The sequence below is a fragment of the Geminicoccus flavidas genome, from assembly GCF_009806515.1.
Lineage (GTDB): Bacteria > Pseudomonadota > Alphaproteobacteria > Geminicoccales > Geminicoccaceae > Geminicoccus > Geminicoccus flavidus.
This window is the reverse complement of record NZ_WUJP01000881.1, coordinates 1-427: the sequence shown is the minus strand read 5'-3', so window position 1 is coordinate 427 and position 427 is coordinate 1. Positions and strand designations below refer to the sequence as shown.

Sequence of the window (427 nt, the reverse complement as noted above, 5' to 3'; positions counted from 1 at the left end):
GGACAGGACAAGCTGTTGATCCGCTTCCAGGCGGAGCGGAACCCGGATGGCTCAGGCGGCGGCACCTATCTCGCCACCTTCCAGGACCTCGACACCGACGGCAACGGCACGCTCGGCATCGGCGATGCCGGCGTTTCCTTGGAGGCTGTCGACCACGGCGGGCAGACCAAGACGTCGCTGATGATCAACGCAGAGCATTTCGACTTCCAACAGCTCGTGCCCACCACCGGCACGATCACCCTGTTCGGGGTCACCACGCTGACTGCGGCCGACATCGATTCGACGACGCCCGGCCAAGCGTTCTTCGGCTGATCAACCCAGCAGGATCGGCGGGATGGGCAAGATGCCCATCCCGTATCCTAGGCTCTGTCGCCAAAGCTGGTGAATGTCAGACGTGAGCGTATCTGGGCTGGGTGACGATACGTAC

Annotated in this window: 1 protein-coding gene; it reads left to right on the top strand. The window is 63.0% G+C overall.

Annotation, left to right across the window (positions count from 1 at the left end):
- Positions 1-312 (top strand): hypothetical protein (locus tag EQG76_RS25125; RefSeq protein WP_235031557.1); only part of this gene is annotated, 312 nt, incomplete at its 5' end.
- Positions 313-427: the final 115 nt, after the last annotated feature.